This window comes from Extensimonas soli, assembly GCF_029211265.1.
GTDB classification, from domain to species: Bacteria; Pseudomonadota; Gammaproteobacteria; order Burkholderiales; family Burkholderiaceae_C; genus Extensimonas; species Extensimonas soli.
Map to the genome: position 1 here is coordinate 199,386 of NZ_JARGEL010000024.1, position 20,705 is coordinate 220,090.

Below are 20,705 nucleotides of genomic sequence, written 5' to 3' on the forward strand. Positions count from 1 at the left end.
AGCTCACTTCACGCTGTCGAACAGCGCTTTGGCCTGCGCGTGGCAGAACGGCGGCTCGTAGCTGCCGTGGTAATTGCCGTAATAGGTCGCATAGTCGGCGGAAGTGGGGTCGGTCGGCGCTGCGCCGCCCGGGCCGAACGTGGCCTGCACCTGCGCATCGACATCGACCGACACGACGTTGGTGACGCCGCGGCTGTCGAAGTCCGCCTTCAAAACGTTCTGGTGCACCGCGGGCGGGATGGTCGGGTCGCCGGCGCCGCCGCACAACAGCACTTTGGCGCGCGGCGTCCAGCCCAGCAAGTCGTTGCGGCGCGCCGCGACTGCCAGCGGGTGGTTCGGGTCGGTCTGTATGCCCGTGAGGAACGCGGGCTGGAACAGCGCGTCGCGCGCCTGCGTGGGCGTGCCGCCGGGCAGCTTGCCTGTAGTGATCAGCGTGGTGTCGGTCAGCGTGGGGCTGGGCAGCAGATTTTCGATCGTGGCCGCGTAGGGGTCTTTGAACACCGTTTTCACATCGGTATAGACGTCGCCGTAGATTTTTTGCCAGGCGGTGATGAAAAACGGCACGAAGAACTGTATGCCCGCGATGGCTTCGGGCACGCGCAGCGAGCCCGAGAGGTTGTAGGGCCCAGCCATGTGCGCGGCGGCCACGATGTTGAACTCCGCGGGCGCGTCGCGTTCGGCGGCGCGCTGCGCCGCGGCCGAAGAATGTCCGCCCTGCGAATAGCCGGCCAGCATGGCCTTGCCCGACAGGCTGGCCCCCACCGATGAAGCGGCCGTGCGTGCGGCGCGGATCGCATCGAGCACCGAGCTGGCCTCGGAATCCGCATGCAGGTAGGGGTGGAAGCTGTAGCTCGACCTGGCGTAGCCCAGGTAATCGGTCGCCACCACGGCATAGCCCTGCGCGGCGTACATGGCCGCGAGCAGAAAGGTTTCATCGTTTTGAGGGTCTGCGAGGGTGCGCGGCTTTTCCACCGAGGTGCCGGGTGCGTAGGCCACGAGCGGCGCGGGGCCAGAGCAGCCGGCATAGCTCCCCGAAGGGACGAGCAGCACGCCCGAGGCATCGCTGTGCTCACCCGCACGCGCGCCCGGCGTGGCGTAGTGCAGCGCCACCACCTTGACATCGCAGTGCGCCGTGCCGCTCAAGGGCTGCAGGCCCAGGCTGGCAGAAGTCGCATCGATTTGCGCGACGCTGAGCGTGGCCACCGTGGTGGGCGGTTCCAGCAAAGCGCCGCGGCCAGGCTCGTCGGAGCCGCCGCCGCAGGCGCTCAGGGCCAGCAGACTCGCAGCGATGCAGGTGAGGCGAAAGGGCAGCATGGGAATCCTTTGGAAATATTTCTCATCATGCCTGCAATTCGGCGGCCCAGGCCATCGGGATTAACGCGAATCAAAAAACAACGACCGGCCATTCCCTCGGGCATTGCGCAAAACAATGCCCCGGGAAGTCAATCTCCCTGCAACGCCAGCAGCACGCCAAATCCGAGCAAAAAGCTGCGCAGCGCCCCGGATGCCGCCGGGTTGGACGTGAACGCAGCCTCCAGTTTGGGGCGGCGCGCGTCCACGATGTGCAAGGCACCCCATTCGGCTTGCAGCGCCTGCGTGAGCTCTTCCAGCGGCCCCGTGGCAAGCACCGTGGTGGCCTGCGCGCCACGCTCCTGCAACCAGGGCTGCATCTGGGCAAAAAGTTTGTCGGCCCAGCGTTTGCGCCAGTTTTCGCGGCTGCTGTGGCTGACCCATTTGCTGATGCGGTGCGTGATGCGCGGCGCGCAGGCCACCAGAATCCAGTGGGAAGCCGGGGCGCAAGCGGCCAGCTGCGCCATGTGCTGCTGCGCATGCTCCGCATCGTCGAGATAGACGAGCACCGGCATGGCCGCCGTTGCCGGGCTGGATGCGCGCGAAGAGGAAATCGGTGTGTTCATGGCAGCCTCAGTGTGTCGTTTGTTTTTGAATGGCAATCGCCCGGCGGCGCTTTTGCCATGCGCCGGCACCCAGGACGGCAGCGACGGCAAGAACGATCAAGCCCCAATACGCCAGCTGGTGTGTCCATTCAGGGCCTTTGAATACGGGCGCAAGCAATTTTTCATTCACGATCATCTTGCCCGCCGTGAACGCCAGCACCGCTGCCCCCAGCTGGATGATGGCCGGAAAGCGCTCGACCAGCCTGAGCACCACGGTGCTGCCGAACACCACGATAGGCACGCTGATCAAAAGGCCGGCGATGACCAGCGCCATCGAGCCTTGTGCCGCACCCGCGACGCCGAGCACGTTGTCTATGCCCATGAGCGCGTCGGCGACGATGATGGTCTTCATCGCGCCCCAGAAAGAGGTGACTGTGGCTGCGCCATGCGCGTCATCCTCGTCTTTTTCGGCCAGCAGCTGGAACGCGATCCACAGCAGGCCCAGCCCGCCGACGAGCATGAGTCCAGGAATCTTGAGCAGCCACACGACCACCAGCGTCATGAGCGCGCGCACCACGATGGCGCCCACCGTGCCCCAGACGATGGTTTTTCGCTGCAGATGCTTGGGCAGGCTGCGCGCGGCCAGCGCGATCACGATGGCGTTATCGCCCGCGAGCACGAGGTCTATGAGCACGATGGCCAGCAGGGCCGTGAACCATTGGGCAGAAAAAATTTCCATGGGCAGTTCCATTCGGGTGAAAACACGGGGATCACCCATTTGCCCGCTGGATCTGGTGCCCTGTCCGCGCCTTGCTCAAACAGGCGGGACGCAAGCGCACTTCGGCCAACCCGGCAATGGGTCCAACCGAAGGTCTTGCTCGGCAAACGGCACTGACCATTTGCCCGGAAGGCCGGAGGCGCCACGGTGGTACCCACCATCGCGCCTCGTATTGACGACGTTTCCGATGCTGTGCGGCATTTGCAAGCTGCGCCGCACGCAGGGAGCTACTCCCCTTCGAAGCAGCGATTGTGCACCATGTTCGGCTGGGCAGCGCAAAACCGGGCGCGAGACCGCACGCAAGACGGGAGTCCTTTGCCTGCTGCGTGCCGGTGTTCCGGGCGTTTACCATGGAGCTTTGCCAGCACCGCCATGAAACTCGCTCTTTTGTCCGACCTGCACGCGAACCGCCAGGCTTTCGATGCCTGTATGGCGCACGCGCGCGCGCAAGGTGCCGAGCGCTTTGCGCTGCTCGGCGATCTCGTGGGCTACGGGGCCGATCCGCGCTACGTGGTGCAGCAGGCCATGGAGCTTGCGGCGCAAGGCGCGCTGCTCGTGCAGGGCAACCACGACGCGCAGGCTGTACGCCCGACGCCCGCAGCGGCGCAGCAGGCCCCTTCGATGGCGGCGCTGAGTGCGGCCTGGACGCATGCGCAGCTGGCCGCCGAAGAGCGCGACTTTCTCGCGGCGCTGCCGCTCACGGCCGTGCTCGATGGCGTCTTGCTCGTGCACGCAAGTGCCGACGCGCCCGAGCGCTGGCGCTACGCAGACAACGCGGTGGTCGCGCAGCAAAGCCTGGACGCCGCCACGCAGCACCCTGGAGTGCAGCACGTGTTTTGCGGCCATGTGCACCAGCAAAGCCTTTTTTACCGCGGCACGGGGCGCGGCCTGATGCGCTTTGCGCCGGTGGCTGGCGTGGCTATCCCGGTCGCGCCGCACCGGCAGTGGCTGGCCACGGTGGGCTCGGTCGGGCAGCCGCGCGACGGTGATGCGCGCGCCATGTACGCCTTGCTCGATACCCGCGCCTGGCTGCTGCGCTTCGAGCGCGTGGCATACGACCACGAGGCCGCGGCCGCAGCGATCCGTGCCACAGGCGCGCTGCCGGAGTTTTTTGCCCAGCGGCTGGAGCAGGGGCAATGAAGCTGCTCGAGGCCGGCGCCCTCGTCGATGGCTTTCGCGTGCTCGAATGCATCCACGCGGGCGGCATGGCGCACATCTACCGCGTCGAATACGCGCAGGGCGCGCCCGATCCGGGCTTTCCGATGGCCATGAAAATCCCGCGCATGACCGCAGGGGACGGCGCTGAAAACATCGTGAGCTTCGAGGTCGAGCTGCAAATCCTGCCCGCGCTCACGGGCCCGCACGTGCCGCGCTTCGTCGCGGCCGGCGACCTGCAGCGCCTGCCCTACCTGGTGATGGAATACGTGCCCGGCCAGACGCTTGAGCATTGGCTGGGCCAGCGCCTGGAGCCGCAAGAGATCGCGCGCCTGGGCGCCGCCATGGCCGACGCCGCGCACAGCCTGCACCAGCAAAACGCCTGCCACCTCGACCTCAAGCCCGGCAACGTGCTGTTCAAGACGCCCGACCACGCCGTACTGCTCGACTTCGGGCTGTCGTGGCATGCGCATTACCCCGACTTGCTCGCCGAGGAGCTGCGCCTGGCCGTGGGCTCGCCCGCCTGGATCGCGCCCGAGCAGGTGGTGGGCGTGCGCGGCGACCCGCGCAGCGACATCTTCGCCATCGGCGTGATGCTCTACGAACTGGCGACGGGCGAGCTGCCCTTTGGCGCCCCGACCACGCGCGGCGGCATGCGCCAGCGCCTGTGGATGGCGCCCACGCCGCCGCGCCGCCACCGGCCCGACTTGCCGCCCTGGCTGCAGGAAGTCGTCCTGCGCTGCCTCGAAGCCGAGGCCGCGCAGCGCTACCCCTCGGCTGCGCACCTGGCTTTCGACCTGCGCAACCCCGAGCAAGTGCCGCTGACCGAGCGCGGCCAACAGTTGCGCGGGCCCACCCTGCGCAGCCAGCTGCGGCGCTGGATCAAGGCCATGGGCATGCACTACCAGCCCAGCCCCTTGCCCGCGCGGCAGATCGAAGAGGTGCCCATCGTCATGGTGGCCGTGCCGCATGAGGACGTGAGCGACGCCACGCTGTATTCGCTGCGCCAGGCCCTGGCGCGCTCGCTAGGCATACGTCCGGGCGCGCGGCTGGCCTGCGTGACGGTGCTTTCGCCCTCGGCCAGCAGCACCAGCGACAGCGCGCGCAGCGAAACCAGCCTGCACCGCCAGCACATCGCACGCCTCAAGGAATGGGTGGCGCCGCTCGACCTGCACGGCCACAGCGTGAGCTACCACGTGCTCGAGGCGAGTGACGTGGCGCAGGCACTGGTGCGCTACGCCGCGGGCAACCACGTCAGCCTGATGATCCTGGGCGCGGCCACGCACGGCCTGCAGCTGCAGCGCTTCGTTGCCACCGTGCCCATGCGCGTGGCGCGCGATGCGCCCTGCACGCTGATTCTGGTCAAGCAGACCCTGCCGTTCGAGGCGCTTGCGCGCATCGAGGCGGCGGATGGCGGCGCCTGAAAATCGTTGCCGCGGAACGCCGAAAACGGCTTGCTGCGCTCACTCGCCTTTGTCGGCGTAGGGGTTTTGCGAAGTTTTGAACTCGATGCGCAAGGGCGTGCCCACGAGCTTGAACTCCTTGCGGAAACGCCCTTCGAGGTAGCGCTTGTAGGCGTCCGCGACATGCTCGAGCGAGTTGCCGTGGATCACGATCACGGGCGGGCTCATGCCGCCCTGGTGGGCATAGCGCAGCTTGGGGCGGAACATGCCGGCGCGCTTGGGCGCCTGGTATTGCACGGCCTCGTGCAGCACGCGCGTGAGCACCGGCGTGGGCATTTTGCGCGTGGCCGACTGGTAGGCTTCGATGATGGAGGCCCAGAGCGGGCCCAACCCCTGGCGCTTTTTGGCCGAGATGAAGTGGATTTTGGCGAACTTCAGAAAGGCCAGCCGCGTCTCGATCGAGCGCTCGAGCAGCTGGCGCTGGTACTCGTCCACCGCATCCCACTTGTTGACCGCGAGCACCACGGCGCGGCCGCTCTCGAGCGCGAAGCCTGCGATGTGCGCGTCCTGGTCGGTCACGCCCTGGGTCGCGTCGAGCAGCAACAGCACCACGTGCGCCGACTCTATGGCCTGCAGGGTCTTGACGACGGAGAATTTTTCGATGGCCTCGAACACGCGCCCCTTGCGGCGCAGGCCCGCGGTGTCTATGAGTTCGAAGCGCTGGCCGTTGCGCTCGAAGGGCACGCTGATGGCGTCGCGCGTGGTGCCCGGCAGGTCGAAGGCGACGAGGCGCTCTTCACCAAGCCAGGCGTTGATGAGCGTGGACTTGCCCACGTTCGGGCGCCCCGCGACGGCAAGCCGGATCACACCCTGCGCGGCAGCGTCCTCGGGCGCTTCCTCGGGTTCGGGCCCTTGCAGGGGTTCGAGCGCGAGCTCGATCAGGCTGCGTATGCCCTGGCCGTGCGCGGCCGAGACGGGGAGCACCTCGCCCAGGCCGAGCTCGTAGAACTCGGTGAGCTGCGCACCTTCGTGCATGCCCTCGGCCTTGTTGGCCACGAGCACGCTGCGCTTGCCCAGGCGGCGCAGGTAGTTTGCGATGTCGTGGTCTTGCGCCGAAAGGCCCGCGCGCGCATCGACCACGAACAGCACCACGTCGGCCTCGGCCACGGCCTGCTGCGTCTGCTTGGCCATTTCGTGGTAGATGCCGCTGGCCGCGTCGGGCTCGAAGCCGCCGGTGTCTATGACGATGTATTCGTACCTGCCCTGGCGGCCCTGGCCGTAGTGGCGGTCGCGCGTGAGCCCCGCGAAGTCGGCCACGATCGCATCGCGCGACTTGGTGAGGCGGTTGAACAGCGTCGATTTACCGACATTCGGCCGCCCGACGAGGGCGATCACGGGTTTCATGCGCTTGGTATCCGATCATTCATGGTGATCATTCGGGGCGAAAGCCATAGACGTTGCCCTTGCGCGTGACGACGATCAGCGTTTCGCCGGCTACGACAGGCGCAGCGGCGACGCCGGAGTCGTCGGTGCTCAGGCGATTGAGCGGCGCGCCGTCGTCGCGTGCGAGCAGGTGCACCAGGCCGGTGTTGTCGCCGATCACCACGGCGCGGCCGAGCGCGAGCGGCGCGGTCAGCTTGCGGAATTTGAGCCGGTCCACCGTCCAGGCGCGCGTGCCATCCAGGCGCCGCCAGGCCACGACGATGCCATTGCTTTCGGTGCCATAGACGTAGTCCGCGTCGCCGTGCACGCCTTCGGCGCCGCTCGCGAGCTGCGTCCACGCCACCGTGCCGCGCGCCGTGTCCACGCAGCCTACGGCCGCCTGGAAGGCGCGCGCGCAGACGCTGTCGCCCTCACGGCTCACGCGCCCGACGAGGTCGATCAGGCGTTCGAGGTCGTTCGTGCCGCGCGCACTAGCGATTGGCGCCTCCCAACGGATGCTGCCGTTGTCGGGGTTGAAGCCCACCATGCGCCCGGAAATGCCGGCCACGAGCGTGTCGCGCACGGGCAGCAAGACCCCGGCCTGGCGCAGCACCAGCGGATCGCTGGTGCGCGTCTGCGCCCACAGACGCCGGCCCGTGGCGGCGTCGAAAGCGCTCACCGAGCGGTCCGCGCCAAGCACGAACACGCGCCAGCCCGCCACCAGCGGCGGCGTGAACACCTGCGTGCCCAGGCGCTGACGCCACAGCTCCTTGCCGCCTTCGAGCACCACGAGCTGGTTGTCGTGCGTGACCACGGCCGCCCACTTACCGTCGCTGCCCACACCCGCGGACAGCGGGGTGCGCAGGTCGGTACGCCAGATGTCGCCGCCCGTGCGCCCGTCGAGCGCAGCCACCGTGCCGTCGCGCGCGGCGAGCGTGACCACATGGCCGTTGACCTGCACCTCGAGTGGCAGGCTTTCGACGCTGCCAATGCGCGCCGTCCACGACTGGCGCACCGCGAGCACGGGCACGTTAGGCCCCAGGTCAGCGGGTTTTTGCTTGGAGCCGCCGCCTATGCCCAGCCACGAGCAGGCGCTGAGCACGGCAGCGAGCACCAGCAGGAGCGCAAAGCGCAAAAAAGCGCTGGCTTTGGTCGTCATGAGCGTTCCTCTTTGGTTGCCGGGCTGGGCGCGGAAGCCGCGTTCGCTTCGGGCGCTGCGCCCAGCGCTTGCAGCTTGATTTCGACGAGGCGGCGGTATGGGCTCTCGGCATCGAAAGCCTTGTAGGCATCGGCGTAAGCGGATGCGGCCTCTTTGCGCTTGTCCATGAGCATCAGAATGTCGCCCTTGCGGTCGGCGACGAGCGCTGCGAGCTGCGCGGGAAAGTTGCCTGAGACTTGCTTGAGCGCCTCGTCCAGGGCTTTTTGCTCCATGAGCACGCCAGACAGGCGCAAATGCGCGAGCGCCTGGTAGGCCTCTTCGCCCGCATCATTCGCCACCCAGGCCAGCGTGCCTTTGGCTGCGTCGAGCTGGCCCTTGTCCACCTGCGCCTTGGCGAGCAGCAAGCCGGCCTGCGCGGCCTGCACCGTACTGGCATAAGAGGCGCGCAGATCGGCGAAAGCCTGCTCCATTTTTTGCACGTCACCGGCACTTGCCGCCACGTCGAGCGCGTCGAACAGGGCGGCCGCCTGCGTGGCCTGGCGGTTTTGCCAGTATTGGTAGCCATTCCAGGCAGCGAGCGCACCAAACGCCAGCACGAGCACGGCGGTGATCAGGTTGCCCCAGGTGTTCCAGAAATGCTTGAGCTGCTCGATCTGCTCTTGTTCTTCGAGGTCTAGGTGTTGGGCCATGGGTGGTGGTGAGGGAAATCAGCGCTGCGATTGTAGGGTGGCGGCCAGGGGGGGCAGGTCGGCGAGCGCGTGCTCGGTTTGTGCACCGCTGCCATCGCGCAGCGCCTTGCAGGTGAGCGCGCCGCGCGCGAGCTCATCCGCGCCGAACACGAGCGCGAAGCGTGCGCCGCTCGCGTCGGCCTTTTTGAACTGCGACTTCATGCTGCCCATGCCTGCGTCCGCGCTTGGTGCGGCGTGCATCTGCACGCGCACGCCCAGCGCACGCAAGCCTTGCAGCGTGGCCATGGCGGTGGGCAGCGCAGCCGCATCAGGCACGATGGCGTAGGCGTCGGGCACGGGTGCGGGCGGGGCCTCGCCCTGTTCTTTGACGAGCTCGAGCACGCGCTCGACGCCGAGCGCCCAGCCCACGGCAGGCGCGGGCTTGCCGCCAATCTGCTCGATCAGGTAGTCGTAGCGCCCGCCGCCGCAGATCGTGCCCTGCGCGCCGAGCTGGTCGGTGATGAACTCGAACACCGTGAGGTTGTAGTAGTCCATGCCGCGCACGAGACGCGGGTTGACGCGCCAGGCCACGCCGCTCGCGTCCAGAATCGCCGTGACGCGCTCGAAATGCGCGCGCGACGCCGCGCCCAGGAAGTCGAGCAGGCGCGGCGCGGCCTCGACGATGGGCTGCATGGCCGGGTTTTTGGTGTCGAGGATGCGCAAAGGGTTGCTGTGCAGGCGCCGGCGCGCGTCTTCGTCGAGCTGCTCGAGGTGCCGCTCGAAGTGCGCGATCAAGGCGCTGCGGTGCGCCTTGCGCTCCTCGGGCTGGCCCAGGCTGTTGAGTTCGAGGCGCACGTCGTGCAGACCGAGCTCCTGCCACAGCGCGTGCGCGAGCAAGATCAGTTCGGCATCGACCTCGGGGCCCGCAAAGCCCAGCGCCTCGGCGCCGATCTGGTGGAACTGGCGATAGCGCCCGCGCTGCGGCCGCTCGTGGCGGAACATCGGCCCCATGTAGTACAGGCGCTTGCCGCCGTCGTACAGCAGTGCGTGCTCGACCACGGCGCGCACCACGCCGGCCGTGGCCTCGGGGCGCAGCGTCAGGTGCTCGCCGTTGAGCTTGTCTTCGAACGAATACATCTCTTTTTCGACGATGTCCGTCACTTCGCCCAGGCCGCGCACGAACAGCGCCGTGGGCTCGACGATGGGCGTGCGGAGATTGCGGTAGGCGTAGCGCTCCATGAGGCCGCGCACCTTGCCTTCGAGCCATTCCCAGCGCGCGGATTCGGGCGGCAGGATGTCGTTCATGCCCTTCACGGCGACCAGCTTTTCGGGCTTGGCCGCAGGCGCTTTTTTCTCGATGCTCTCTGTCATGTTTGCTCTGTTTTTTGATGACCCATCGCGCGCAAATACTGCACTGCAGGCGTTTTTTCCTGTTTTTTTACAGCGCCCGCGGGCGCTTTCGTATCAAACCGACGCGACAGGGCTTTGCCCAGCGCCTGGCTGCGCGCCGAAGCGCTTTTGCACGTAGTTTTCCACCACCTGCTGAAAATCGCGCGCGATGTGTTCGCCGCGCAGGGTCAGGGCTTTTTCGCCGTCGATGAACACAGGCGCGGCCGGCGCCTCGCCCGTGCCGGGCAGGCTGATGCCGATGTCGGCGTGCTTGCTCTCGCCGGGGCCGTTGACGATGCAGCCCATCACCGCGACCTTGAGGCCCTCGACGCCGGGGTAGCGCGCACGCCAGTGCGGCATTTGCGCGCGCAAAAAGTCGTCGATCTGCTTGGCCAGCTCCTGGAAGGTGGTGCTGGTCGTGCGCCCGCAGCCGGGGCAGGCCGTGACGCTGGGCACGAAGCTGCGCAGCCCGAGCGCCTGCAAAATCTCTGCCGCGACCACGACTTCCTGCGTGCGCGCCTCACCGGGCGCGGGGGTGAGCGAGACGCGGATGGTGTCGCCGATGCCCTCCTGCAGCAAGATGGCGAGTGCCGCGCTCGACGCCACCGTGCCCTTGGTGCCCATGCCCGCTTCGGTCAGGCCCAGGTGCAGCGCATAGTCGCAGCGGCGCGCGAGCTCGCGATACACCGCGATCAAGTCCTGCACACCGCTGACCTTGCACGAAAGCATGATCTGCGCGCCCGCGAGCCCCAGGCGCTCGGCCTGGCGCGCCGAATCGATGGCCGAGCTGATGAGCGCCTCGTACATCACCTGGCGCGCGTCCCAGGGCGTGCTGCGGCGGCTGTTGGCGTCCATGAGCTCGGCCAGCAGGGCCTGGTCGAGGCTGCCCCAGTTCACGCCGATGCGCACGGCCTTGTCCCAGCGCACGGCGGCTTCGATCATCTGCGCGAACTGCTTGTCGCGCTTGTCGCCGTGGCCCACGTTGCCGGGGTTGATACGGTATTTGGACAGCGCCTGCGCGCAGTCCGGGTATTCGGTGAGCAGGCGGTGGCCGTTGTAGTGGAAGTCGCCGACCAGCGGCACGCTCTCACCCATGCGGTCGAGCTGCTCGCGGATGTAGGGCACGGCGGCCGCAGCCTCGGGCGTGTTCACAGTGATGCGCACGAGCTCCGAGCCCGCGCGCGCAAGTTCGCGCACCTGGATCGCCGTGGCCACGGCGTCGGCCGTGTCCGTGTTGGTCATCGACTGGATGCGCACGGGCGCATCGCCCCCCACGGTGACCACGTGCCCGCCCCAGGCCACGCGCGCCTGGCGCGCGCACCGCGGCGCTGGCTGCGCCAGGGGGATGGGCGCGGGGGAAAGAGAACTGCCAGGAGCGTTGTTTGCCACTACTTCACCTCGAAACGGGCCACATTGCCTTTGGACACCGCAGGCGGCGCGAACGGCTGGCCGCGCACGAACACTTCGACCGCATCGGCGCGCCCCAGCACCACTGCCAGCGGCGGCGTGCCCGCCACGGGCAAGGACTCACCGGCTTGCAGCGTGCGCTCCTGCACCACCTTGCCGGCGGCGTCGCGCACCTGCACCCAGGACGCGCTGCGTGCGCGCAGCAGCAGCAGGTCTGCCCCCGTCGCAGGGGCAGCAAGCGCCGGGGCTGCGGAGGAAGGCGCCGCAGCCGAAGCAGCGGCTGCGGCGCCGCCGTCCGGGGCGGTGGCCGTGGTCGAAACGCTGGGTCGCTGTGTTTCGTCGGCCACGGCAAATGCCGCAGAAGCGACAGAAGCAGGGGCGGGGGCGGGGGTTTGCGCCTCGACCGCTTGCGCCGTCGCAGGCCCCGGCGTCGGGGATGGGGGCAAAGGCGTCTGCGGTTCGGGCTCTTGCTGCACGCTCGCGGCAGAGGCCACTGCGCCAGCCGCGCTCGCCGGCTTCGGCCCTGCGGCGCCGCTGACAGGCGCACCGTGCGGCCAGAAAACAAGGGCCAGCGCGCCCAGCAGCAAAGCCAGCACGAGCCAGCCCAGCCAACGGTGTTTTCCTTGGGTGGAAAAATCCAGCGATTTTCCGGCCACGGTTTTGACGGGCGTGTTGATGCCTTCCGCCTGCCAGGGCAGCGGACCCGGCGCCGCCCGCGGCAACAACGCCAGCACCGGTGCGGGGTCGATCTTGAGGTTGCGGCACACGCTCGAAGCCAGCGCACGCGCAAACACCCGGTCCGGCAGCGCGGCGAGATCGCCGTTTTCGAGCGCCTGCAGTTTGTCCAGCGGCACCTTCAGCGTGCCCGCAAGGGTCGCGATGTGCACCCCCGCGGCCTCGCGCGCGGCGCGCAGCAGGGCACCTGCGCGCACCGCATCCGCTTCCATATTGGAAGCATCCTGCGCAGGCACCTCGGGCGTCACATGCGCATCAGTCATTGAAAGATCCGCGCTCGTAGGCGGTCCACTCGCGGGACTCGGGGAAGCGCTTGTGCAGCTGTTCGGCCAATTGCCCCATGGCCACGGTATTGCCCAAGGCGCGCTCTATCTTGATGCCCAGCCACAGCGACTCGGCGTTGGCGAATTCGCTGTTGTTCACGCGCCGGATGTAAAAGCGCGCCCTTTCGGCATCGTTGCGGCGCAGCAGCAGAGAGGCCAGGTGGTAGCCGACCACCGGATTGCCCGGATTGAGTTCATAGGCCTTGAAAAAGGACTGTTCGGCCTCGGCGTATTGCTGCGCGGCCGATTGGCACAGACCGCGCGCCATCAGCGTCTTGTCCTTGGCCTGGTAGATGGGGCTGGCCAGGGCAGCGGCAAAATTCTGCTCGGCCTCGACAAACCGGCGCTGCTGGCACAGCAGCCAGCCATAGTTGTGCCGCAAGTCGGGATCGCCGGGGCGCAAGGCCAGGGCGCGCCGAAAACTGTCTTCGGCAATGCCGTAGTCGTTGAGACGCATGTAAATCAAGCCGCGCAGGTTGTAGGCGTCGGCGGAATTCGGGTCGGCGATGAGCGCCTGCTTGACCTCATCGAGCGCCACCGTGGTCTTGCCCGACTCGAAATAACCCGCGGCCAGCTCCAGCCGGATGCGCGCGCGCCGCTGCCCCTCGGTTTCGTCCGACGCAGTAACGATTTCGCCCGAATGCGCGCCCGTCGCCGTCCCCGGTGGCGCCACGCAAGCGGCCAGGGCCGCCGCCGTCAGGCCTGCGAGCACCCAACGGTAACCCCAGCGCGGCAGCGGGCTGCCAAGAACCTCTCTCGCCTTCATACGGAACACCTCCAGGTCATGCGGTCATGCCTATGGCAGCACGGAATCGCGCGGCTGCACCGGCGCCCGGTGCAGTACCACGGTACGTTGACGCGCCATGCGTTCGGCGGCGCGCGTGCGGTCCTGCACGTCGCCGGCGAGTTGTCCGCAGGCTGCGTCGATGTCGTCGCCGCGCGTCTTGCGCACGGTGGTGACGATGCCTGCGTCGCAGAGCATTTTGGCAAAGGCCGCCACCCGCGCTGCCGGGGAGCGCTGCAGGCCCGAGGCGGGGAACGGATTGAACGGAATCAGGTTCAGCTTGCAGCGCACCCCACCGCCGGCGGCAGTAGGGCGCAACAAGGCGATCAGCTGCTCGGCATGCTCGGGCTGGTCGTTCACGCCGTCGAGCATGCAGTATTCGAAGGTGATGAAGTCGCGCGGCGCGTGCGCCAGATAACGCCGACAGGCATCGAGCAGCTCGTGCAGCGGGTATTTGCGGTTGAGCGGCACCAGGCTGTCGCGCAGCGCGTCGTTGGGTGCATGCAGCGACACGGCCAGCGCCACGGGGCAGTCCTGCGCGAGCCGGTCCATCATGGGCACCACGCCCGAGGTGGACACGGTGACGCGCCGGCGCGACAAGCCGTAGCCATGGTCGTCGAGCATCACGCGCAGCGCCGGCACGAGGGCCGTGTAGTTCTGCAGCGGCTCGCCCATGCCCATCATCACGACGTTGGAGATGACGCGCTCGCTCGTGCCAAAGCGCCGGCGCAGTTCGTGCTCGGCCCACCAGAGCTGGGCGACGATCTCGCCCGTCGTGAGGTTGCGGCTGAAGCCCTGGTGCCCGGTCGAGCAAAAGCGGCAGCCTATGGCGCAACCCGCCTGCGACGAAACGCACAGGGTGGCGCGGTCGTCTTCGGGGATGAAGACGGCCTCGACGGCATTGCCATCACCCACGTCGAACAGCCACTTGATGGTGCCGTCGCGCGAAACCTGCTCGCTCACTACGGGCAGCGATTCCACGCAGGCCAGTGCTTTGAGCTTGTCACGCAGCGACTTGGCGAGGTCGCTCATGGCGTCGAAATCGCGCGCACCGCGCTGGTGGATCCAGCGAAACAGCTGCGTCGCGCGAAAGCGCTTTTCCCCGAGCTGCGCGCACCAAGCCGCGAGCCCGTCGAGGTCGAACTCCAGCAGGTTGGTCGTCATACGCATCCCCTTGCCCCGGTGTGCCGGGAGTGCCGCGCCCGCAGCCGCTGCGCCAAGTCAGAGGCTGAGAGTTTTTCGGTCGCGGCCGAAAACTCTCAACCTCTCAGGCACAGGCCGGCACGTCAGCGCGAGCAGATGTCCAAGCCGGCAAAAAAGAAGGCGATTTCGACCTGTGCGGTCTCGGCAGCGTCGGAGCCGTGCACGGCGTTGGCATCGATGCTGTCGGCGAAATCGGCGCGGATGGTGCCGGCAGCCGCCTTTTTGGGGTCGGTGGCGCCCATGAGATCACGGTTCTTGAGGATGGCGTTTTCGCCCTCGAGCACCTGGATCATCACCGGGCCGGAGACCATGAAGTCCACCAAGTCCTTGAAGAAGGGGCGCTCTTTGTGCACCGCGTAGAACTGCTCGGCTTCGCGGTGCGAGAGCTGCGCCATGCGCGCGGCCACGATCTTGAGGCCGGCGGCTTCGAAGCGGGCATAAATCTGGCCGATCACGTTCTTGGCGACGGCGTCGGGTTTGATGATGGAAAGGGTGCGTTCGATGGCCATAAAAATTTCCTTGGTGGTTTTGAAAAATTCTCACCCAGCGGGCAAAGCTTTTGATTCTAAACCGCCGAATTTACACATCGCTGCGTGCGTCGCTCAACGTCCCCCGCCATAGCGCCCCCCGCCGGAGCGCCGCTGCGTCTGGCGCTGGCGCGAGAGGCTGTCCCGGCCGATGTAGCCTACCGAGGTCTTCATGGGGTCGGGCTGGGCGTTTGCGCGCGGGCCCTGGCCGTCGGCCTTGTCACGCCGGGATGGGGGGCTGCGCAAAGGGCTGCCCTTGCCCGCGGATGCACCACCTTGTTTCGCGCCGCGCTGGCGTGCGGCGTTGGCGCCGCGGCCCTGGCCTTCATCGACATCGACACCGGCGGCCTGCATGAGCGCCCGTACCTCCTGCGGGTCGAGCTCCAGCCAGGCGCCGCGCCGCAGCCCGCGCGGCAGCACCATGGCACCGTAGCGGATGCGGATCAGGCGGCTGACCGCGTGGCCCACGGCTTCGAACATGCGCCGCACCTCGCGGTTGCGCCCTTCGGCGATCGTGACGCGGTACCAGCAGTTCGCGCCCTCGCCGCCACCTTCCTCGATGCTGCGAAACGAGGCCATGCCGTCTTCGAGCCGCACGCCTTCGAGCAGGCGCTGCTTTTCTTCCTCGCTCAGCGCGCCGAGCACGCGCACCGCGTATTCGCGCTCGAGGCCAAAGCGCGGGTGCATGAGCTGGTTGGCCAGCGCACCGGAATTGGTAAAGAGCAGCAGCCCTTCGGTGTTCAGGTCCAGCCGCCCCACGGACTGCCACTTGCCCTGCACCAGCCTGGGCAGCTTGCGGAACACCGTCGGGCGGTTTTGCGGGTCGTCGTGCGTCACCACCTCGCCTACGGGCTTGTGGTAGGCGATCACGCGCGTGGGCGGCGGGGCGATGCGCACACGCAGCGGCTTGCCGTTGACCTTGACCTGGTCGCCGTACTGGATGCGCTGGCCGATGTGCGCGGGCTCGTTGTTGACCGAGATGCGCCCTTCGAGGATCAGCTGCTCCATCTCGAGGCGCGAACCCAGCCCCGCCTGCGCAAGCACCTTGTGCAGCTTGGGCGTTTCGGCCTGCGGCAGCAGCACGCGCTTGTGCAACGCAGGTAGCTCGCTGGCTTCGTCGGCATCGAAGCGCCCCGACACCACGTCGGCAAACTGGTAGCCCTGCGCGCCGTGGGCCGCAGCAGGCGGCGGCTGCTTGCCGCGCGCCCCTTGGCTGCGCGCGCGCGGCGCATCACGACGCGCCCTTGGGGGCACCGCCTGCGCACCATCCCCGCCCGCGGGGGCCTGCCCCGGCAGCGGCGCTTGCGGCGTGGGATCGTCGGTGCGCACAACGGGCGCTGCCGTGGCCGCCGCAGCGCTCTCGGGCGCCGCCTTTTTGGGACGTGCCGCGCGTTGGCGCGCCGGCTTGGCAGCGGGTGCGGTTTCGCCAGCGGCACTTTGCAAGTCCAGCGTGGAATCGTTCATCAATCACTTCCTCCGGGCACCGCTTCGGGCACCCCACTTTTTTCATGCGCGCACAGAGTCGTCAGGAGCCAGTCCCGGCCTGCTCCGCCGGGGTCGGCTGCGCGACTGCGGGGGGCATGGCCACTTCGCCGCGCGCAGCGCCATCCCCATCCGTCACCTGCATGACCCTGTCCATCAATGCCTGTGCCCCGCCCGCGAGCTCGTCGAGCGCAGGCAGCTGGTCGAGCGACTGCAGCCCCAGGTCGTCGAGAAACTGGCGCGTGGTCGCAAACAGTGCCGGTCGGCCCACCGTTTCCTTGTGCCCCACGACCTCGATCCAGCCGCGCTCTTCGAGCTGCCGCAGCGTCTGGCTGTTCACCGTGACGCCGCGGATGTCCTCGATGTCGCCGCGTGTGACCGGCTGCCGGTACGCGATGATGGCCAGCGTCTCGAGCGCTGCACGCGAATGGCGCTGCGGTTTTTCTGCATGCAGCCGCTCCAGATACGGCTGCAGCTGTGGCCGGCTTTGAAAGCGCCAGCCGCCCGCAACCTGCACCAGCTCGAGACCACGCTCTGCCCATTCCTGCTGCAAGGCCTGCAATATCTGCTCCAGCGCCTGGGCGTCCAGCGCATCGTCGAACAGGGCGCGCAACTGGCGCATCGCAAGCGCTTGCGGGGCGCAAAGCAAGGCGGCTTCGAGGACGCGCGGGGCATCCATCGTGTTCATCGGTTCAGGAAAAGTGCTGCGTGCATGCTCGCTGCGTCACGAAAGCAGGGCCTCGCGTCCATCACCCTGGAGTGCATGAGCGCAGCCTTCTGGCCTGTCACACCGGGCGGGCTCGTCGTCAACAGAGCCAAAAAATCAGGGCGGATTGTAGCCCAGCCTTTGCAGGGCCTGCCGCATGTCCTGTGGCAGGGGCGCGACGAATTCCATGGCCTGCCCCGTCACCGGGTGCGCGAAGGCGAGGCGCCAGGCGTGCAAGGCCTGGCGCTGCAAACCCAGCGCGGGGGCGCCGCCGTACAAGGCATCGGCCACCAGCGGGTGCCCGATCGAGGCCATGTGCACGCGGATCTGGTGCGTGCGGCCCGTGTGCAGGCTGCACTCGACCCAGCAAAAAGCGTCATCGCCGCCGAGCCAGCGCACGTCGGTACGCGCGGGTTTGCCCGCGTGCACGGCCAAGTCCACCACGGCCATGCGCAGGCGGTTGCGCGGGTCGCGGCCAATCGGCGCGTCGATGCGGCGCAGCTTGGGCCCTGTCCAGCGCTGGTGCGCGATTGCCTGGTACTCGCGGCGCACGCTGCGCGCGGCGATCATGCGCACCAGCGCGTCCATGGTGCTGCGCTCGCGGGCCACCACGAGCAGGCCGCTGGTGTCTTTGTCGAGCCGGTGCACGATGCCCGCGCGCGGCACCTCGAAAGCCCTGGGGTCGCGCGCGAGCAGGCCGTTGAGCAGGGTGCCGCTCCAGTTTCCGGGCGCCGGGTGCACCACCATGCCGGCGGGCTTATAAATCACGAGCAGGTGGGCGTCTTCATAGACCACGTCCAGCGGCAGTGCCTGCGGCGTGAAGGCCTGGCTTTGCTGGGTGGGGCGCAGTTCCACCAGTACCCGGTCGCCCGCGTGCACGCGCGCGGCCGCCTTGAGCGCGGGCTGGCCGTTGCGCTGCACCAGCCCCTGCGCGAGCAGCTGCTGCAGGTAGCTGCGCGAGAACTCGGGCACCAGCTCGGCCAGCGCCCGATCGAGGCGCGCGCCATGCTGGGCGGCGTTGATCTCGAGTTGCCGCAACTCGGCGGCGGCAGTGGCGAGCTCGCCAATCTCTTCCGCGAAGGTATCTGCGTCGCCCGGCTCCTGCGCAAGGCTTGGCGCAGGAATTCCGGTCTGCGGCCCGCAACGGCGCATCGCTGGCGCAGAAATCAAGGTTCAGCGCGAAGGCAGGTAGCGCGCCGGATCGACCGGCTTGCCCTGCTTGCGGATTTCGAAGTGCAGCTTCACGCGGTCGGCGTCCGTGCTGCCCATTTCGGCGATTTTCTGCCCGCGCTTCACGGTTTGGTCCTCTTTGACGAGCAGGGCCTGGTTGTGCGCGTAGGCCGTCAGGAAGGTGTTGCTGTGCTTGAGGATGATGAGGTTGCCGTAGCCGCGCAGCCCGGCGCCTGCGTACACCACGCGCCCATCGGCGGCAGCGTAAACAGGGTCGCCTGCTTTGCCGGCGATGTCGTAGCCCTTGTTGCGCGCCTCGTCGAAACCCGCGAGCAGGCTGCCCGAGGCCGGCCAGATGAAGGAAACGTCGTCCTCGACCGGAGCGGCGGCAGTTGCAGAGGTGGCGGATGGCGCAACGGCGGCGGTCGCAGTGGCCGCAGAGGCTGCGGACTTGGGCGCACTGGCGGCGGTGGCGGCAGGGGCGGTGGCAGCCACACTCGAGGACGCCACGGGGTGCGTGACCACACCGGGGCCGGCTGCGGCAGTGGCCGAAGAAGGCACGGCCGTACCCGGCGGCACCACGCGCAGCACCTGCCCGACTTCGATCAGATTGGGGTTGTCGAGATTGTTCCAGCGCGCCACGTCTTTCCAGCTCTGCCCGTTCTCGAGGCTGATGCGGATCAGGGTGTCGCCCGGCTTGACCGTGTAGTACCCTGGTTTGCCGGCGTTTTCTATGCCAGGCGGCGGTGGTTTGACTGCGGCAGCTGCGCCAGACCCGCTGCTGCGATCCTCGACAGGCGCCTTGCCCAAAGGGGTCGAGCTGCAGCCGACGAGCGCCGCTGCGGCAAGCACCATGAACCAAGCAGTGACGAGACTACGCGAAAGCAACATGATCGACTTCCCTTCAGGCAATCCCCGATTTTAGGGGGACGAAGTGCACGGGCTCGAGCAAGGTTTGTTGCAGCCCGTGTGCGGTTTTGTCGAGCACCAGCAGCGCCTGCTGCCCCCCCGCAAGCGCCATCGGGGCCACCAGCCGCCCACCGACGGCCAATTGCTCCGTCCAGGCCTGTGGCACCGCTGCGCCGCCCGCCGCGGCCAGAATGCCCGCATACGGCGCCCCTTGGGCATAGCCGAGCATGCCGTCGCCAAACAGCAAGTGCACGTTGGCCAGGCGCAAGGGGCGCAGGTTGTCGCGCGCTTTTTCGTGCAAGGCGCGCAGGCGCTCCATGCTATAGACCTCGCGAGCGAGACAACTCAGCACGGCCGCCTGGTAACCGCAGCCGGTACCGATTTCGAGCACGCGCCCAAGTCCTGCGCCGCGCGCAGCCTCCGCCCCGAGCAGCAGCTCGCTCATGCGTGCCACGATGCTGGGCTTGGAGATGGTTTGTCCCAGGCCAATAGGCAGGCTGGTGTCTTCATAGGCCTGGTTGACAAGCGCGCTGTCCACGAAGCGATGGCGCTCCACGGTGGCCATGGCATGCAGCACGGTGGCATTGCGTATGCCACTGGCGGCCAGCTTTTGCACCATGCGCGTGCGCACCGCAGACGAATCCAGGCCCAGCCCTTGCGGCGCGGCCGCTGGTGCAGACAGCGGCGCCGGCGCCGGGCGCGCAGCCCTGGCTGCGGCCGCCGGCAGGTCGAGCTGGGCGGGAAAACCGGGTTTGCGGGCCATCAGAACCTGTTCACCACGCTGCGGCACGGGCCCAGTGGGCGAGCCTGGCGTGGTCAGTGAGGTCGATCTGCAGTGGCGTAATGGCTATATGGCCTTGCGCCGTGGCATGGAAATCCGTGCCCTCGGCGTCGTCCTTCGCCGGGCCGGCACCGCCGATCCAATACATCACCTCGCCGTGCGGGCTCTGCTGGGTGATCACGCGCTCGGCTGCGTGGCGCCGCCCGAGCCGGCAGAACCTGGACGCGCGCAACGCAGTCAGCGGCATGTTCGGGATGTTGACGTTGAACAGCCAGGGCTCCTGATCGGGCCGCGGCAGCGCAAGCAGCTGCTGAACGACTTCGCATGCCTTGTGCGCGGCGGCCTCGAGTTCGCCCCAGCCTTTGTCCACCTGCGAAAAAGCGATCGCCGGAATGCCGAAAAGATAGCCTTCCATGGCGGCGCCCACGGTGCCTGAGTAAATCGTGTCGTCGCCCATGTTGGCGCCGTTGTTGATACCCGAGACCACCAGGTCGGGCCGGTAGCCGAGCAAGCCCGTGAGGGCGATGTGCACGCAGTCCGCAGGGGTGCCGTTCACGTAGCGAAAACCGTTCGCCGCGCGGTGCACGTACAGCGGCGAATGCAGGGTGAGGGCGTTGGACTTGGCGCTGTTGTTGTGCTCTGGCGCGACCACTTCCACCTCGGCGATGGCCTGGAGCGCTGCATGCAAGGCCACGATGCCCGGGGCCTGGTAGCCGTCATCGTTGCTAAGGAGAATCTTCATCCTGGGTTCGTGTATGGAGATGGAGCGGCATTGTAGGAGCACGGCGCACGCTTATGATCCCTTGTGC

The 20,705-nt window shown here is 67.8% G+C and carries 20 protein-coding genes; 2 read left to right on the forward strand and 18 right to left on the reverse strand.

Annotated features, from left to right (window positions below; translation table 11 throughout):
- Positions 1-3 precede the first annotated feature (3 nt).
- From PYV55_RS11700 to PYV55_RS11710, 3 genes are all read right to left on the reverse strand, one after another.
- The gene (locus tag PYV55_RS11700; protein WP_275851338.1) at positions 4-1,314 is read right to left on the reverse strand and encodes a lipase family protein; all 1,311 of its coding nucleotides are present in this window, start codon (positions 1,312-1,314) and stop codon (positions 4-6) included.
- A 128-nt stretch (positions 1,315-1,442) separates the two neighbouring features.
- Positions 1,443-1,916, reverse strand: coding sequence for a hypothetical protein (locus PYV55_RS11705; RefSeq protein WP_275851340.1), 474 nt, complete (start codon positions 1,914-1,916; stop codon positions 1,443-1,445).
- Positions 1,917-1,923: 7 nt separating this feature from the next.
- Complete coding sequence (locus PYV55_RS11710) at positions 1,924-2,634, reverse strand: TerC family protein (protein ID WP_275851342.1); 711 nt, start codon at positions 2,632-2,634, stop codon at positions 1,924-1,926.
- Between the two features lie 411 nt (positions 2,635-3,045).
- Between PYV55_RS11710 and PYV55_RS11715 the strand changes: the two genes are divergently transcribed.
- Entirely contained in the window at positions 3,046-3,813 is a 768-nt protein-coding gene (locus PYV55_RS11715) for a metallophosphoesterase family protein (RefSeq protein WP_275851344.1), read from the forward strand.
- Positions 3,810-5,252, forward strand: coding sequence for a bifunctional serine/threonine-protein kinase/universal stress protein (locus tag PYV55_RS11720; protein WP_275851346.1), 1,443 nt, complete (start codon positions 3,810-3,812; stop codon positions 5,250-5,252). Before PYV55_RS11715 ends, PYV55_RS11720 begins: the two co-directional genes overlap by 4 nt.
- 39 nt (positions 5,253-5,291) lie before the next feature.
- On the opposite strand, the gene der is transcribed toward PYV55_RS11720, so the two are convergent.
- The 15 genes from der to surE all read right to left on the reverse strand — a co-directional run bounded on the left by der (position 5,292) and on the right by surE (position 20,638).
- Positions 5,292-6,635, reverse strand: coding sequence for a ribosome biogenesis GTPase Der (gene der, locus PYV55_RS11725; RefSeq protein ID WP_275851348.1), 1,344 nt, complete (start codon positions 6,633-6,635; stop codon positions 5,292-5,294).
- Positions 6,636-6,663: 28 nt separating this feature from the next.
- A complete protein-coding gene (bamB, locus tag PYV55_RS11730) occupies positions 6,664-7,812 on the reverse strand; it encodes an outer membrane protein assembly factor BamB (protein WP_275851350.1) in 1,149 nt (382 codons plus the stop codon).
- A complete protein-coding gene (locus PYV55_RS11735; RefSeq protein ID WP_275851352.1) occupies positions 7,809-8,501 on the reverse strand; it encodes a YfgM family protein in 693 nt (230 codons plus the stop codon). The genes bamB and PYV55_RS11735 overlap by 4 nt, the downstream gene beginning before the upstream one ends.
- An 18-nt stretch (positions 8,502-8,519) precedes the next feature.
- Positions 8,520-9,851, reverse strand: coding sequence for a histidine--tRNA ligase (gene hisS / locus PYV55_RS11740; protein WP_275851354.1), 1,332 nt, complete (start codon positions 9,849-9,851; stop codon positions 8,520-8,522).
- Between the two features lie 93 nt (positions 9,852-9,944).
- Complete coding sequence (ispG, locus tag PYV55_RS11745; protein WP_275851356.1) at positions 9,945-11,258, reverse strand: flavodoxin-dependent (E)-4-hydroxy-3-methylbut-2-enyl-diphosphate synthase; 1,314 nt, start codon at positions 11,256-11,258, stop codon at positions 9,945-9,947.
- Complete coding sequence (locus tag PYV55_RS11750; protein ID WP_275851358.1) at positions 11,258-12,274, reverse strand: helix-turn-helix domain-containing protein; 1,017 nt, start codon at positions 12,272-12,274, stop codon at positions 11,258-11,260. Before PYV55_RS11750 ends, ispG begins: the two co-directional genes overlap by 1 nt.
- Positions 12,267-13,100, reverse strand: a complete 834-nt coding sequence (pilW, locus tag PYV55_RS11755) for a type IV pilus biogenesis/stability protein PilW (protein ID WP_275851360.1) — start codon at positions 13,098-13,100, stop codon at positions 12,267-12,269. Before pilW ends, PYV55_RS11750 begins: the two co-directional genes overlap by 8 nt.
- Before the next feature lie 30 nt (positions 13,101-13,130).
- Positions 13,131-14,282 (reverse strand): dual-specificity RNA methyltransferase RlmN, encoded by a 1,152-nt coding sequence (gene rlmN, locus PYV55_RS11760; RefSeq protein ID WP_275851362.1) that lies wholly within the window; start codon positions 14,280-14,282, stop codon positions 13,131-13,133.
- A 122-nt stretch (positions 14,283-14,404) separates the two neighbouring features.
- Complete coding sequence (gene ndk / locus PYV55_RS11765) at positions 14,405-14,830, reverse strand: nucleoside-diphosphate kinase (protein ID WP_275851364.1); 426 nt, start codon at positions 14,828-14,830, stop codon at positions 14,405-14,407.
- A gap of 93 nt (positions 14,831-14,923) precedes the next feature.
- Positions 14,924-16,312: a pseudouridine synthase gene (locus tag PYV55_RS11770; protein ID WP_275851366.1), complete on the reverse strand. Its 1,389-nt coding sequence runs from the start codon at positions 16,310-16,312 to the stop codon at positions 14,924-14,926.
- 61 nt (positions 16,313-16,373) lie between these two features.
- Positions 16,374-17,018 carry an SMC-Scp complex subunit ScpB gene (scpB, locus tag PYV55_RS11775; RefSeq protein ID WP_275851368.1) on the reverse strand — a complete coding sequence of 215 codons (645 nt, stop codon included), beginning with the start codon at positions 17,016-17,018 and terminating at the stop codon, positions 16,374-16,376.
- A gap of 135 nt (positions 17,019-17,153) precedes the next feature.
- Positions 17,154-18,188 (reverse strand): RluA family pseudouridine synthase, encoded by a 1,035-nt coding sequence (locus PYV55_RS11780; protein ID WP_275851560.1) that lies wholly within the window; start codon positions 18,186-18,188, stop codon positions 17,154-17,156.
- A 21-nt stretch (positions 18,189-18,209) separates the two neighbouring features.
- Positions 18,210-19,097 carry a peptidoglycan DD-metalloendopeptidase family protein gene (locus PYV55_RS11785; RefSeq protein ID WP_275851369.1) on the reverse strand — a complete coding sequence of 296 codons (888 nt, stop codon included), beginning with the start codon at positions 19,095-19,097 and terminating at the stop codon, positions 18,210-18,212.
- A 13-nt stretch (positions 19,098-19,110) separates the two neighbouring features.
- Positions 19,111-19,878: a protein-L-isoaspartate(D-aspartate) O-methyltransferase gene (locus PYV55_RS11790; RefSeq protein ID WP_275851371.1), complete on the reverse strand. Its 768-nt coding sequence runs from the start codon at positions 19,876-19,878 to the stop codon at positions 19,111-19,113.
- A gap of 10 nt (positions 19,879-19,888) precedes the next feature.
- Positions 19,889-20,638, reverse strand: a complete 750-nt coding sequence (gene surE, locus PYV55_RS11795) for a 5'/3'-nucleotidase SurE (RefSeq protein ID WP_275851374.1) — start codon at positions 20,636-20,638, stop codon at positions 19,889-19,891.
- Positions 20,639-20,705: the final 67 nt, after the last annotated feature.